At 69.8% G+C, this 13,992-nt stretch carries 8 protein-coding genes; 2 read left to right on the top strand and 6 right to left on the bottom strand.

Annotated features, from left to right (window positions below; translation table 11 throughout):
• Positions 1 to 585: 585 nt before the first annotated feature.
• On the top strand, positions 586 to 1,110 hold the full coding sequence (locus ACWPXK_RS14255; RefSeq protein ID WP_454196591.1) for a M15 family metallopeptidase: 525 nt from the start codon (positions 586 to 588) through the stop codon (positions 1,108 to 1,110).
• Between the two features lie 40 nt (positions 1,111 to 1,150).
• On the opposite strand, the gene ACWPXK_RS14250 is transcribed toward ACWPXK_RS14255, so the two are convergent.
• From ACWPXK_RS14250 to ACWPXK_RS14235, 4 genes are all read right to left on the bottom strand, one after another.
• The gene (locus tag ACWPXK_RS14250; RefSeq protein ID WP_454196590.1) at positions 1,151 to 5,347 is read right to left on the bottom strand and encodes a TIGR02680 family protein; all 4,197 of its coding nucleotides are present in this window, start codon (positions 5,345 to 5,347) and stop codon (positions 1,151 to 1,153) included.
• 3 nt (positions 5,348 to 5,350) lie between these two features.
• Complete coding sequence (locus ACWPXK_RS14245) at positions 5,351 to 6,775, bottom strand: TIGR02678 family protein (protein ID WP_454196589.1); 1,425 nt, start codon at positions 6,773 to 6,775, stop codon at positions 5,351 to 5,353.
• Positions 6,775 to 8,442, bottom strand: a complete 1,668-nt coding sequence (locus ACWPXK_RS14240) for a TIGR02677 family protein (protein WP_454197038.1) — start codon at positions 8,440 to 8,442, stop codon at positions 6,775 to 6,777. The genes ACWPXK_RS14245 and ACWPXK_RS14240 overlap by 1 nt, the downstream gene beginning before the upstream one ends.
• A gap of 155 nt (positions 8,443 to 8,597) precedes the next feature.
• On the bottom strand, positions 8,598 to 9,791 hold the full coding sequence (locus tag ACWPXK_RS14235) for an XRE family transcriptional regulator (RefSeq protein ID WP_454196588.1): 1,194 nt from the start codon (positions 9,789 to 9,791) through the stop codon (positions 8,598 to 8,600).
• A gap of 95 nt (positions 9,792 to 9,886) precedes the next feature.
• Between ACWPXK_RS14235 and ACWPXK_RS14230 the strand changes: the two genes are divergently transcribed.
• The gene (locus ACWPXK_RS14230; protein ID WP_454196587.1) at positions 9,887 to 10,375 is read left to right on the top strand and encodes a hypothetical protein; all 489 of its coding nucleotides are present in this window, start codon (positions 9,887 to 9,889) and stop codon (positions 10,373 to 10,375) included.
• Here ACWPXK_RS14230 and ACWPXK_RS14225 read toward each other — a convergent pair.
• Both ACWPXK_RS14225 and ACWPXK_RS14220 read right to left on the bottom strand, forming a co-directional pair.
• Positions 10,277 to 12,871 (bottom strand): AMP-binding protein, encoded by a 2,595-nt coding sequence (locus ACWPXK_RS14225; RefSeq protein WP_454196586.1) that lies wholly within the window; start codon positions 12,869 to 12,871, stop codon positions 10,277 to 10,279. The two genes, ACWPXK_RS14230 and ACWPXK_RS14225, sit on opposite strands and share 99 nt — an antisense overlap.
• A gap of 111 nt (positions 12,872 to 12,982) precedes the next feature.
• The gene (locus tag ACWPXK_RS14220) at positions 12,983 to 13,867 is read right to left on the bottom strand and encodes a PAC2 family protein (protein WP_040779604.1); all 885 of its coding nucleotides are present in this window, start codon (positions 13,865 to 13,867) and stop codon (positions 12,983 to 12,985) included.
• Positions 13,868 to 13,992: the final 125 nt, after the last annotated feature.

Here is a 13,992-nt window from a genome sequence, read left to right as displayed (position 1 = left end):
TGGGAAGCAAAGGATTTCGCGCGGTGCGCGGCCGTCGTTGCCGCCGTCCGCGAAGGTTCATGTGGCACCCGACTCGATCTCCGCATGGGGACGGAGTGTGAAATTCGGGTCGAACGGAATGCTCGCATGGCGGGAAGTCGCTCGCGAATTGGCCCGGATGTACCTTGACGTGACCGCGCGAGGTGACGGGACTCCTTGAGAAGGGCTGCGAATTCCGACAATTCCGCCAGTGATAGCGTCGATCCCTCCGGCGTGATCCACAACACTGGAATAGATTGTGGACAGCAGCCCTTCCATGTGAGCGAAATATTAGCCGCCTGAGGATAATTGGGCACATATCGGACATACCAGGTCGCTATACTGTGAAGTAGCGCCGTTCTCTGTGGAATTCGCTGAATGTTGTCCACAAGATCTCTTGGGGATGGCCTGGCGCCGCCACGCCGCCGACTGGCGGACAGTCGGCGTGTCGGGTACTCGCTGTCAGGACCGGCCGCGCTCGTGCCGGAGGCCGCCTCGCGACGGTGCCCGCACCCGACGAACCGGGGCATACCCGGCATAGGCGACCGCGGACGATAGCATCGGCGCATGGTGCTTCGGAATCATGGTCGGAATCGGTTGCCGGCGCGACTATCGGTGGCGGTGCTGCCCGCGCTGGTCGCGACCGGCGTTCTCGCGGGGCAGGCACAGGCCGACCTTCGCGGCATAGATCAGCGGGAGCCGGTGGGCTCCGCGACCGGGACCGAAGGTCTCGAGCCCGCGTTGGCCCTGGCGTACACGCTCGCCGAACATGAGGCGCACGCGCAGGGTGTGCCGCTGTCCATCACCTCCGGATACCGCACGCCCGCCGAGCAGCAGGCGCTGTGGGAGGACGGCGTGGCGACCTACGGCCCGGACGGCGCACATCGCTGGGTGCTGCCGCCGGAGGAGTCGACGCACGTCTCCGGGCAGGCGATCGACGTCGGTCCGCGGCAGGGCGCGCAGTGGCTGGAGGCGAACGGCCACCGATGGGGGTTGTGCCGGATGTTCGAAAACGAGTGGTGGCATTTCGAACTGGCCACCCTGCCGGGCGCGGACTGCCCGCCGATGAAGCCGGACGCGAGCGTGCGTTAGCCACACCGGGCCGCGTACATCGCGGGGCGGTGCCGGATGATCAGGTCACCGGCGCGAGTTCGAGTCCGCCCTCGATCGTGCTGGGAACTCGGCGGCGATCGGGGGAGCCGAGCGCGGCGGTCAGATCGGTCCCGTCGTGTTCGGCGAGCAGCTCGCCGCTGTCCCACACCAGCAGCGTCGCGCTGACGGTGTTCTCGGCCGCGGCGTGGGCCAGGTCGTAGTGCGCGCAGGCCGGCACGTGCGGATAGGTGATCCAGAGGTCGTAGCCGGTCATGAACAGGTCGAGGTCGAATTGCACACTCAGGCCGAGCAATTCGCTACGGCCGTTGTCGTCGACGCCGGCGAACGCCTCGTCCAGCGCGAGCAGGCGCGGTGCCTGCGGATCGGCCGAATCGAGCATGACGTGCGCCGCGGCGAACAGCGGTAGGTGCAGCGACACCGACTGCTCGCCACCCGACAGCGCGCTGTGCCGGGCCACGGTGAGCTTGTCCTCGCTGCCGTCGGCGGAGATCAGCGTGAACGAGAACACCCGCCAGCCGCGGTAATCCAGGGTGGCGGCGAGGATCTCGGGATAGGAGCGTTCGGGGTGCGCGGCCCGGGCCGCCCGGATCTCGGCGGCGAAATGCGCCCGGATCGCCGCCAGATCCTCGGCTGTCAGGGCCGAGGCGTCCCGGTCCAGCAGCTTGCACATGGCCCGCGCCGCGTCGGACAGGTTGTCGGCGAGCACCCAGTGCACGCCGATGGTGTTGCCCGAGGACATCCGCCGCTGCTTCATCTCCGCGCCCATCCTGGCGATCAGATCGCGTGCGTCGCTGGTGCGTTCGTGGATCTGCTGGGCCAGGCCGGTCAGCAGCGCGTCCTCCAGGATCCGTCGCTCGGCGTCGGTGAGCAGCAGTTCTTGGTCGCGGCGCGCGGCGTCGACGCGGTCGGCGAACTCGGCGAGCGCCGAGACGCCGTGCTCGTCCTGCACCTGCACGACGGTGAGGCCGTCGGCCGCGTCCCACTGGAGCCGGTAGTCGCGGCCGGAACCGGCGAGGGCGGAGTCGAACTCCTGGAGCGCCGCGGTCACCGCGCTGCGGGTGGACTTGCGTGTCGACTCGCCGGCCCGTACCGAGGCGGTGGCGGCGGCAAGGGCTTCGAACAGCTCGGCGACCTCGTCGGGCAGCACCCGCGGCTGCGTCTGTGGTCCCGCCGTCGAGATTCGGTACAGCAGTTGTTCGGGCGTCGACCACGCGGCGTCGCTGCTGGGCCAGCGCCCGCCGGTGGATGCGCCCAGCAGGGTGAGCAGATCCGGCTGGGCGTACGGCGCAAGGGCTTTCACCTCCGCGAGCACCTCGGTGAGCGCGGTGGCCAGCGATTCGTGCGCGGTGCGGTAGGCGGCCTCGGCGTCTCCGACCGCCTCGATGGCCTCGTTGGCGGCCTTGCGCGCGGCTTTCTGCTCGGCCTTGGTCGCCTCGATCCGCTGCCTGGCCTGCTCCAGCTCACGGTCGATGTCGGCCGCGCCTGCGCCCAGCGCCTCGCGTAGGGTCTCCAGCTTGCGCATCTGTTCCAGGTAGCCGGACCGTGCGGCGTCGGCCTCCTCCGCGAACGCCTCGGCCAGGTCGGAAGCCTCGGCCAGGCGGTCCTCGGCTTCCCGCTCGCGCTCGCGTTCTCGCTCGTGGTCGCCGCGTAGCCGCAGCAGTCCGGCGCCGGTGTTCTCGAAGTGCCGGATGGCGGCGGCGAGGGCGTCGATCTCCCGGCCCGTGCGCGGGGTGCGGTGCGCCGCCGCGGTGGCGCGCAGCTTCTTCTCCGCGGCGGACAATTCGCCGATCGCCTGGTCGAGTTCGCGCTCGGCGTGGGCGGCGGCTTCGGCGCGGGACCGCATCATGCCCGCGGCCTCCGACACCGCGCGCAGCGCGGTGATCACCGCGGCCGGGCGCGGCAGCCCTTTGGCGGCGGCGGAGATTCGCGCGAGTTCGGCGACTGCCTCCGCCTCCTGCCGCTCGGCGGCGCGCCGGTCCTCCTCCGCGGTGGCGATGGCCGCGGTCAGCTCGGTCGAGCGGATCTCGCGGCGCCTGGCCCGGGCGGTCGCGCCGATGTACTCCGCGTCGGCCTTACGGTGCCTGCCGACCTGCACACCGTGGCGGAATCCACCGTTCGCCTCGATCGTCACCGTTGCCTTCGGTTCGTCCTCGTCCGAACCGTCGTGCAGGGCGATGGAGGCGAGCACATCGGCCACCGCCTGCCGGGGCACGGTGAGCGCGTCCGAATCGTCCTCTACGACCAGCACGTCGGCGAGGGTGCGTCCGGTCGGCCGGTCCGCGGCGGGCAGCGGCACCAGGAACTGATCCGACTCGAAGTCCGACGGCAGCGCATCCTCGGGACAGACCCAGCCGTCGAGCAGGTTCGCGGCGTCCAGTGCGGCCTCGATATTCGCCGCGGTCTCGGGCGACACATCGTCGGCGAAGCGCACCAGCCGCCACAGCGCGGCGCCGGGCCGTTCGCCGGTACGGCCGGAACGGGCGGCGAATGCCGGTGGAGCGTCGTCGCGTTGGGCCGAGACGCGCTCGCGTTCTTCGGTCAGCTCGCTGATTCGCGCGGCCGCCGTCGCCGCCCGCGTGCGGGCTTCCTGGCGGCGGCCGCGGACCTCGTCGAGCAGGGGATCGGCCCGCTCCGCCAGCACTTCGGCGACAGTGACTGCGTCCGAACCGGCCTCGGCCACCGCGGAGTTCAGCGCCTCGAACAGGCCGGCGCGGACGGAGGAGTAGACCTCACGGTGCTCGTCCCACCAGCCGCGCAGCGCGCCTGCGGCCTCGGTGCGGGCCAACGCGACCGTCGCCTCGGCGTGCGCGACCTCGGCGGCGGCCGCGTCGCGCAGTTCGCGGGCACGCTCGGCGAGCCGCTCGGCCCTGGTGCGTTCGGCGGACGCGGTGTCCATCGCACCCAGCGCCCTGCGCACCGCACGCACGTCGGCGTCGCGCTCCTCGGCGTGGCCGCGGACGGCCGCGGTGAGCTGTTCGGCCCGTGCTGTCTCGGGCAGTGGCGTCCATGCGATGCCCGCGTCCTCGGCGGCGCCGCGCAGGTCGTCCTCGCCGCGGGCGAGCGCGGCCGCGGCGGTGCGGACCGCGCTGCGCGCGCGTTCCGCCTCCGCGGTGCGCTGGTCCAAGGTCTGCTGCGCTTTGAGCGCCTTGTCGGCGTGCACGCCCGCCGAGGTCTCCAGCCGCCGCACCGCGTCGGCCAGGTCGTCGAGCTGCTGCTTGCCTTCGTAAGCGCTGGAACGCCGCAGGTTTTCCCGATCCGCGAGAGCCTGCTCGTAGGCGAGGTCGGCGTCCTCCGCCCGGGTCACGGCGGCGATGCGTTCAGTCTCCCTGCGCTCGCGCAGCGTGGTCGCCGCGAACAGCGCGGTGCTCGCGTGCGTGACCGCGTCCAGCCGGGCCCGCACCTGGTCGACGTCCGTTTTCGCTTGGACGGCGAGATATTTCCGATAGACCTCGACGAAAGCCCTGGTCGCGGTGTCGGCGTGGACCAGCCCCTCCAGGGTGCGGGCCACCTCCTCCATATCGCTGAACGACCGGGCGGCGTCCAGGATCAGTTGCTCGTCGAGCGGGCGCAGGCCGTCGGTGAGCGCCTGGGACAGCCCGCGCGGATCCAGGTTCTTGGCCAGCTGCGGGCGGCGCAGCGTGAGGATCAGATTGATCAGCTGGTCGTAGCGCTGGGTTCCGAGACCGAACATGCGCGCGTCGATGGCGTTGCGGTAGTCCACCGGCCGGTCGACGATCGAGTCGCTGCCGATCTGTTCGGCGAGTTGCTTGCGGGTGAACGGACGGTCGTCCGGACCGATCAGCGAGAAATCCACGCCGACGCGGCCGTCGGCGACGAAGTACCAGCGGGTCACCTTGTCCGAGGACCGGGTGGCGCGCATGCCGATGCCGACGGTGACCACTTCGGGGTCGTCCCAGCGACCGCGCGCGAACTCCATCCAGACGTAGGAGTGGGCCGAGTCCTGCTTGCGGTAGAGCAGGTTCGACTTCATCGTGCGTTCCTCGCCGGCGAACGGGTTGAGCCGGCGCGGCTCGATCCGTCCGTCCAGCACGAACGGGAACAGCACCTCCAGCGCCTTGGTCTTGCCCGACCCGTTCGGCCCGCGCAGCACCAATCTGCCGTCGGCGAAACAGAATTCCTGATCGCGGTAGTCCCAGAGGTTGACGATCCCGGCGCGGGTCGGAGTGAACCGCACTCCTCCGTGAATGAGCGACATCCGTCAGTTCCCTTCCGTCCCGGTGCCGTCGGGCCCGTAGGTGTCGGCCGCGGTGACGAACAGTTCCGCGGCCCGCTTGGTGCGCACCGTCACGACCGCGCCGCGGTAGCGGGCCAGAGCGGGGAGCACGAGCAGTCCCTCGTCGACCGCCTGAACGAGCCGCAGCCGCTCCAGCAGCGCCACCACCTCCGTGGTGAGACGGGGGACGTCGGCCTGCCACTGCGCGGCGAAGGTGGCGCCGTAGCGGTCGGCGAGCGCTTGCATCGTCTCGCGCAGCCACGCCGGCTCGACAAGTGGATAGGTGCTAGCCACCGGCCCGTCCTCCTGCTCCGGCTCGACATCCGGCGAACCGGACCCGGCCGGAAGCGAATCCGGCGAGCGCAGCTGGGCCAGCGGTGTGAACAGGGTGGATTCGGGGATGGCCGCGTCCAATTGCTCGGCGAGCGTCTCACTCGGGTGCGGGGCGCCGCCGCGGCGCGGCAGCGGGTTGTCGATGTCCAGCACGCGGTCGGCGATCTCCCCCGCCAGCAGCAGGGCGACTTGGGCGAGCGTGCCGGTCCCGGGAAAACGCGTGTCCGACAGCCGTCCCGAGGTGTCGATCAGCGCGACACCTTCGGCGCGGCGCTCGGCGCGCAGACCGGTGAACAGCTCCACATCCGCGACGATCCGGTCCTGCGCGAGCACAGGACGTTCTTCGGGCGGGAGGTCATCGACATAGACCACCGGTCGTTCGACCAGAGCCCTGCGCACCCGGCGGGCGATCTCGGCGGTGGTCGGGGCATGCGGGGAAACGCCGGTGGCGGTCGCCTCCTCGGCGAACAACCCGCGCACACTGTGCAGATGCTGCAACGCTCGCGGCGGCCGGAACAGCGCGAAGACCACCGGCCGATCGATGTCGTAGAGCGCTTCACCGGCCTCCGGATCGCTGGCCCACCCGCCCGCGTCGCCGTCGGCCAAGGTGAGCGCCCCGCGCACGGTCAGCCAGCCGACCGCGTCGACGAACGCGTCGCGATCGGCGGCCCGGTCCGTGGACAGCTCGAGGCCGTCCACCCGGCCCGCGTAGGCGGCGACCTGATCGGCCAGCTCGGACAGCGTGATCTGATCACCCGCGCGCCCGAGCACGGCGAGCGCCAACGCGAGATAGGCGTAGCGTCGGCGGTCGAACACGCGCTCGGCAGGCGTGCGGGCCGGCCTGCTCGCGTCGAGACGGTCCAGCACGGGGAACACCCGCGCCGTGGTCTCGGTGACTTCCAGCCGGTAGCCGAACAATTCGGCGAGATCCTCACGCAGCTCGGTGGCCCAGCGGCGGATCAGGGGCAGCGCGATCCGATCCGGGTAGGTGCGGGTCACCAGATGATTGGCCAGAATGACCCGGGCGGCGCGCTGATAGTTGTCCAGTGCGAGCGTGTTGATGGTGCGCCCGTGCATCAGCCACGCTCCCTGGGGGTGCGCGAGCGCGTGGTGGTCGTCTGCTGGATCTTCAGCGCTCGGTTGTTCAAGTGCAGCAGCCCGCGGGTGGTGCGCACGACGGTCGGGCCCTCGTGCTCGGACACCGTCAGCGTGACCCCGCTGTCCGAACCGGTGGTGCCCGCCACCCGGCCGCGCACCGGAACCCACGCGGTGGACGCGGCGTCCAACAGGCGCAGCAGCACTTCGGTTTCCCGGTCGTCCAGCACCCGCTCGTGCACGTCGCCGGAGGCCAGCGACCGGGCGGCCTCGGCGCGGGACCGCTGCGCGTCCAACTGGGCCTCGCGCAGCCGCCGGATCCCGGCGTCGTTGCGGTGGATACGTGCGGGCGCGCCCGCGGACGGGGGGCGACCGGTCTCGGCGAGCGTGCGCGAAATCTCCAATGGCGGTGCGTCCCACCAGGACCGGATCGCCGGAATCAGGTCGGCGTCCGGGTGCTCCATCGCCAGATGCCGCGGCTTGCCGAGCCCGAACACCGCGTCGAACAGCGCGTGGGCGCTGTCCGCGCTCGGCGCCGCGGTGAACCAGGCGGCCAGATGCCGCAGCGCCGATTCCCGGCTCACCCCGCCGCGCCGCGTCTCGGTGACCCGCCGCAGCAGCGAGAGCACCGCGGCGATGGCGCTCATGGTTGCCTCGCGCAGCCGCTCGGCTTCCGTCGCCCCCGCCTGCTCGCCGCTGCCGGACGCGACGAACCAGGTCCGCAGCCCGTTCCATCTGGCCTGCCAATCCGACCGGCGTTCGGCGATGCTCAGCAGCACCCGCTCGTCACAGCGCGCCGCACGAGCGATCAGCTCCTCGACGCCGGTCTCCTCGATCTCCGCGATCGCCGCCGCCAGTCGCGGGGTGAATCTGGCCAAGTCGAGGCTGAACTCCCGCATGTGCGCCAGCAGCGCGTCTTTGTGCGCGAGAAACGATTCCGGGGTGACCTCGGTGGTCCGGACCAGATCGCCGAGTCCGAGATAGAAGTGCGCGGCGCGGGCGGCCAGGTCCGACAGCGCGGCGTCGAGGCGCCGCAACGTGCGGTAGACCCGCTCGGCGTCGCCTGCCCGGTTCGCCTGGGCCAGCGCGTGCAGATCGGCCAGCAGCTCCGGCAGCACCAGACGCGAGAGCGAGGCCTCGTCCAGGCGGGCGCTGAGCACACCGGCGACCGCCCGGTATGCCTGAAATCCGGCCTGGGAGAACTGGTATACGTAGTGCCGATTGCGATACTCGGCCAGGGTCGCGGCGCGGGTTCCGTCGTAACTGCGCTCCAGCACGCGCCATTGGTGGAGCTGGTCGAGCAGGGGACCGATCTCGGCGGCGGTCAGGCGCGGCGCCGCCTCCGCGCGTTCGGCAGCCGGAGAATGGTCCGGCGCAGGGGCTTCCGATTCCTCCCGTGCCGCACCGCGCGGATCGCTGGGACGATTTCGCCGCTGCCCGGCGCTATCGAGACTCTCCGGATTCGCGACCGGTTGGTTTGTATCATCCAGATCGAGTGTGCGCAGTGTGCTTCCGTTGCGCTCGATCCACTCCGCTACGTCGTCCGCGTGCAGCAACACCACGTACGCCGCCCGCGCGCTGTCGAAGGCGCGCAGCACCCGGAGGTAGTCCGCGCGGCGCTCGGCGGTGGCGAAGGAGAACAGCCGCAGCCGCTCGTCCCAGCGGTCGTCGGCGCAGCCCTCATCGGAGTCGGTCACCGGGAACAGGGTAGTAGCGGGCTGGTCGCCGCCTGCACGACGTTCCGGTGTTCGGCGTGGCCGCATCCGGTTCGCCACCGTTCGCCGAGGCCGCGAGCCAGGTCGGCTCACTCGACGGACAGCGAGCGCAGCTGCTCCAGATACGCGCGGGTGCGCGGATCGCCGGGATAGCGCTCGATGATCTCGCGCGCGACTTCGCCGGCGATCCACATCAGCGACGGCAGCGAGCGTCGCCTGCCGGCGAACGCGCGCATACCCTCGGCTACCGCCGTTTCCAGATCACGGTTGCGGACGGCGACCACGGCCAGCGTCAGGTGCGCCTCGGCGATCCGCATCGGGTTGCGCACGGTGCCGTCGGGGCGGGTCGCGTTGCGGATCACTTCACGGGCGTAGGATTCGGCGAGCCGGTCCTCGCCGGCCACCCGGCAGCAGTCCATCGCGTAGAAGTCGAACTTGTTCGCGTCGATGACGAAATGGTTGTCCAGATTCGCCGGATGTTCGAGTCGCTCCAGGATTGCCCGACCCTCCGCCAGGGCGGACTCCACCTCCCGTGGGTTGCCCAGCCTGGCCCAGGCTTTGGCGCACTGGGCGGCCAGTTGCACGCCGACGCGCAGGTCTCGGCTCATTTCCAGCGTCGGCCGCACCGTCTCGATCACGCCACGGTAATTACCCTGGGTGAGCGCGAACCACGCGGCCATTTCCGCTGCCCACGCGGTGATCTCGGCGTTCTCGGCCTCCTGCCCCAGCGAGAGGGCGGCCCGACGGGTGGCCTCGGCGGCGGTGCGCCGGCCGAGGTCGTAGTCGACGCATCCGACCAGCAGCGCGACCCATCCGGCGAGGACGAGGATTTCGCGGTGCTGGGCCAGTGTCAGGCGACCGTCCAGCAACGAGGTGATCCTGCGTAGCCACGCGGTGCCTTCGGTGTGCAACTCGTGCGGGTCGGCGTAGGAGTACTCGCAGCACAGGCGCTCGGCGGTGATCCGGATGGCCTCCAGCGTCACCGGGGACACGTCCGAGATGCGGAGTCTGCCGATGAACTCGAGCGTGTCCATGCCCGTCGCGGAGAGCAATTCGTCGTCCCGGTTCGGCCTGGCCTTGGGAAAGAACGCCGCGGTCACCGTGTCGAAGGTGGCGGCGATGATGGGGGCGTAGAAGTCGTCCGGGCGCGATTCGCCCGATTCCCAACGGCGCCAGTTACGTAGGAGGGTGCTGTCCGTCGGCAGGTTGTGCGATGACTTTCCGCGCATCACGCGAACCGCGTCGGCTTGCGACCACCCCCTCGCGTCACGCTCGGAACGCATCCGGACAGCCCAGACGGGTCGATCGTCAGTAGCGGCCACGTCTGTAGTATCGCACCAGTTAACGTTTGGTGGCCCCGATAGGGCAGACAGATGTCATGGGGTTGACAGCTCCATTCGCGTTGCCGCATGGTGCATGCTGGACATCGACGCGGAAAGTTTGCCAGGCATCCTTACCAGAGCAACTGCAAGTACATCTGCTCTTGCATGAAGCGCAGCAACCCCGTAAAACGGGTGGATCCACTTCAAAGAACAGCGATCCCAATCCAACGGAGGTTCGGGTGGAAGCGTTGATCTATGGATACTTGCGTGACGATCTGGCCGATGGCCACAGCAAAGAGCTGGAGGCAGCGATGAGCAGCCTCGCTCGCGAAGAAGGACTCTGCTTCGCCGCAACGTTCCATGAATCGACCGGAGGTGACGGGACGGCTCTGGCGGAGCTGACCGCGGAACTCAAGCGCGCCGACGCGCACCACGTGGTGGTTCCCTCACTCGATCACTTTGCCGGCCAGACCATTCCGCGCGACATCCTGATCGCGAAGCTCGCCCAGGAGGCGGCGGCTCGGGTCTGGACCGTCGAGAGCTGACCGGCTCGACCGGATTGCCCGAAATCTCCTCGATCCCCATCGCCGCAGTATCGCCACCATCTTGGCCGCGGCCACACCCGCCGCGAGAGACCCGAGCAGCGCCATCAGGTGGTACCGACCGAACAGTGGATACACCTGCCAGTGCAGCAGATAGGCGAACAGCGAGCTATCGGCCAGCACGGCGGCGCAGGCGGCGACGATGGCGGGAACCCGGATCGCGGCCACCCATACCAACGCGAGCAAACCCGCCATGACCAGCTTTTCCCGATCGGGAACGCCGAAATATCCGGGCACCGTGACCAGTACGACGGCACTGACCGTGACCCGCTGCCACACCGAACTCGCCTTCGCCGCCGCCCAGCCGAGCGCGAAGAGCCACACCGCCAGCGGGGAGAACGGAACATCCTTCGCCGGATACAGACCGAACGCCTGGTATCGGAATACGAGACTCACCGCGACGAGCGTCATCGCGAACCAGAACGGGTCGGCCCGTTGCAGGCGGTCCACCCAGGGGATCCGGATCAGCAGCGCGGCGGCGAGCATGAAGTAGACGAGCACCTCGAGAAACCACAGGTGCCCGGCGGTCGGGCTGTCGCTGGGTCCGAGAATCTTGTTCAGCAGCAGCACGTTCTGCCAGCCGTAGTAATCGCCGCACGCCAGGGTGAGCGCGACCCAGGCCGCGGTCGGGACCGCGATCGACGCCACGGTGCGTAGCGTGTGGCGCAGCCGCTCGGCGCGCGGTGCCGCGGTCACCGCGAAACGGGCGAAGTTGAATCCCGCGACGCCGAGCAGCACGTGCGCCGCACCCCACAGCACGAACACGCCCGCGTGCGACCCCACGATCAGCACGATGCCGACGGCGCGCAGCAGCGTTCCGGTATCCAGCGCACGTCCGAAGCGCCTGCGGCTCTCCGGAATCCGTTCCAGGTCGGACACGGACGTGTTCGGCCAGTCGGTGGGCAGGTGGCCGAGCATGCGCTCCAACCGGGCCGCGGTGGTCACATAGGTCAGCGAGTTGCCGCCGAGATCGACGAACGTGTGGTTCGGCCGGATCCGCGTGGGGTCGATGCCGAGCGTCGCGGCGTACAGGGCGCGCACGTCACGCATTTGCGGCGCGGGTTCGGCCAGTCGCCGGATAGCCGGGTAGTCGGGTTTGCCGCTGGGTAACCGCGGTATCCGCTCGACCGGAAGGATCCGGACCGCCGCGGCGGGCAATCCGGCCAGTCGTGCCGCGATTTCGGTGGGATCCGACCGAGGGGTCTCGACCGCGACGATCAAATGCGCGTCGTCATCGGTGCAGCATGACGTGAATCCGGCATCGGCGAGGCCGCGTTCGAGGCGCTCCAGATCGATGCGGAGGCCGAATATCTTGGCGAACCGGCTGCGCCTGCCGACCACCTGATAGAGCCCCTCCGGGGTGCGGCGGGCCAGGTCACCGGTGCGCAGCGCGCCGATGGTGCGGCCGAGGGCGAGTTCCTCGGCGGATCGGGCGTAGCCCATCATCACGTTGGGGCCGTGATAGACCAGCTCACCTGGCCCCTCGGCGTCCTCCTCGATCGGTTCGAGGGTGAATTCGCCGCCGGGGATCGGGATCCCGATGCAGTCGGGATGCTCGGTCGCCAGGTGGGCGGGCAGATAGGCCATCCGGGCGGTCGCCTCGGTCTGGCCGTACATGACGACGAAATCCCAGCCGGATCGCCGGCCGAGCGCGGCGTACTCGCGTACCCGATCCGGCGCGAGCCTGCCGCCCGCCTGGGTGACATAGCGCAGGTGCGGCAGCGTCATACGGGCGAAACCGATGCGGTCGAGCAGGTCGATGGTGTAAGGGACGGCGGCGAATGATGTTGCGCGGCAGTCCCGGAACGCGTGCCAGAACTGCGCGTCCAATACCGACCGGTCGCTGAGGAGCACGCTCGCGCCGCGTAACAGATGACTGTGCACCACCGAGAGCCCGTAGCAGTAGTACATCGGCAGCGTGGTGGCCGCGCAGTCGTCCGGGCCGATCACCAGGTACTCGGCGATCGCGGCGGCGTTGGCCCGCAGGTTCGTCGACGAGAGCCGGACCAGCTTCGGGGACCCGGTGGAACCCGACGTGCTCAGCAGCAACGCGAGATCCGGGTGCAGGCGATGCGCGGAGTTCTCCCGGACCACGTCGGCACGGCCGGCCTCGATGACGATGTCCGGATCGTAGGTGGCCCGCAACTCCGCGGTGATCTCTCCGGTCAACAGCACCACGCATCCGGCGCTGAGCGCGCCGAGGTACGCCACGAGTGAGGCGAGGTCGTTGCGCGCGGCGAGCGCGACGAGGCGGCGGGACGACCCGAGCTCGGTCGCGTAGTCCTCGACGAGCGCGGCCAGCCGAGCGTACGTGACCCGCTGCGCGGCTTCGGGCATCGGCTCCGCCGCGATGTCGTTCGCCGCATCCGGGTCGGGGCAGTGGACGGCGATCCGGTCGTCGAAGCTGCGCAGATGCGCGACGATCGGGTGCACGGTCACCGGCGAGAGTGTAGGAGGCGGCCGCTTTCCGGTCCGAAGGCGGCCCCCTGGCGAACTTCTGGTGAATTGGCCGAGCGGCCGCGCGAACCGAGGCCGCCGCGGACCGGGAGCTCAGAGCCCGAAGCTGCCCGGGCCCCGCCTACGCAGGTACTTTTCGAATTCCGCCGCGATGGCGTCACCGTCGATCTTGGCCATCGCCTCGTTCACGTCGGCCGCGGCGTCGCCGCGCTCCTCCAGCGAACGCACGTACTCGCTGATCTCGTCATCGCCCACGGTCATCTCGTTCACCGCGGTTTCCCAGTCCTCGGCCTGTTTGGGCAGCTCGCCCAGCGGGACCTCGATGTCGAGCACGTCCTCCACCCGGTGCAGCAGCGCGATGGTCGCCTTCGGGTTCGGCGGCTGGGAGACGTAGTGCGGAACGGCGGCCCAGAACGACACCGCGGGCACCCCCGCCTTCACACACTGATCCTGCAGCACACCGGTGATCCCGGTCGGGCCCTCGTAGCGGGTCTGCTCCAGGTTGAACCGCTCGGCCGCCTCCTTGCTGTAGGCCGAGCCGGTCACCGGCACCGGCCTGGTGTGCGGTGTGTCGGCGAGCAGTGCGCCCAGAATGACGACGGTCTGCACCCCGAGCTGTTCGATGAACTCCAGCAGGTCGCCGCAGAAGCTGCGCCAGCGCATGTTCGGTTCGATGCCGCGCAGCAGCACCACGTCACGATCGCTGCCCGGCGGCGAGCAGACCGACAGCATCGTCGACGGCCACTGGATTTCCCTCGTCACACCGTCCACCTGGCGTACCGTCGGGCGGTTGACCTGATAGTCGTAGTAGTCCTCGGAGTCGAGTTCGGCCAACGGTTCGGCGTCCCAGATCAGTTCCAGATGCTCGACGGCGCCGCTGGCGGCGTCCCCGGCGTCGTTCCAGCCCTCGAAGGCGGCGACCAGTACTGGATCCCGCAACGTCGGCAGTTCCGGATCGGGAGTTTCACTGGCGTTCACTCGGTCAGCCTACGGCGTCGGTCGACATGGCGTGCCGTATGCCGGTGGGATCGGGTGATATGTTCCCCGCGGCTGGGACGGACAAGGCGGCGGCATGAGCGTGTCGTACAGCGCGACCCAGTAAT

The sequence above is a fragment of the Nocardia sp. Marseille-Q1738 genome, from assembly GCF_965283145.1.
This window is presented reverse-complemented; position numbering and strand designations above follow the sequence as displayed.

Coding starts and splice junctions, on each gene's coding strand:
- ACWPXK_RS14255 (WP_454196591.1), top strand. CDS start 586: ATGGTGCTTCGGAATCATGGTCGGAATCGGTTGCCGGCGCGACTATCG.
- ACWPXK_RS14250 (WP_454196590.1), bottom strand. CDS start 5,347: ATGTCGCTCATTCACGGAGGAGTGCGGTTCACTCCGACCCGCGCCGGG.
- ACWPXK_RS14245 (WP_454196589.1), bottom strand. CDS start 6,775: ATGCACGGGCGCACCATCAACACGCTCGCACTGGACAACTATCAGCGC.
- ACWPXK_RS14235 (WP_454196588.1), bottom strand. CDS start 9,791: ATGCGTTCCGAGCGTGACGCGAGGGGGTGGTCGCAAGCCGACGCGGTT.
- ACWPXK_RS14230 (WP_454196587.1), top strand. CDS start 9,887: ATGGGGTTGACAGCTCCATTCGCGTTGCCGCATGGTGCATGCTGGACA.